Annotated in this window: 1 protein-coding gene; it reads right to left on the bottom strand. The window is 65.2% G+C overall.

Translation table 11 applies throughout. The features are described 5' to 3' along the window. Positions 1 to 488, bottom strand: a 488-nt coding sequence (locus AC2JF9_RS08565) for an ATP-binding protein (RefSeq protein WP_500726925.1), incomplete at both ends; no start/stop codon positions are given.

The following is a 488-nucleotide window of genomic DNA, read 5'->3' as shown; positions in this document are numbered from 1 at the left end:
ATCCCGAGGTTGCGTCGTCCTTCTCCGGATACGCCTCGTCGGCCGTCTCGAGGTCGGCGGCGACCGGCGCGGCGTCGATCCGTGCGTCGGCGTCCGATTCAGGAACGGCGCCGGCCCTAGCTTCGCCCGCGGCGGCGATCGGAAGCGTAAACGTAAAGACGGAGCCTTGTCCGAGGACGGACTTCGCGGTTAACGTCCCGCCATGCAGTTCCGCCAGCTGCCGGGAGATGCTGAGTCCCAGGCCCAGCCCGCCGGAAGCGTTGCTATGGTCGGGGTCGACCTGCTCGTACTCCCGGAAGATGTTCTCCAGCGCGTCCTCCGGAATGCCGACGCCCGTGTCCGCGATATGAATGTGCGCTTCGCCGTTCCGCAGCTCGGCGCGGACCGAGATTTCGCCGTCCTTCGTAAATTTGACAGCATTGTGCAGCAGATTGAACAGGATCTGAATGAGCCTCTGCTCGTCCGCCCGAACGGGAGGGAACGAGGCG

The organism is Lactobacillus sp. C449L (assembly GCF_059900815.1).
Note: the sequence above shows the minus strand (reverse complement) of the source record. Positions and strands in the feature narration are given on the sequence as shown.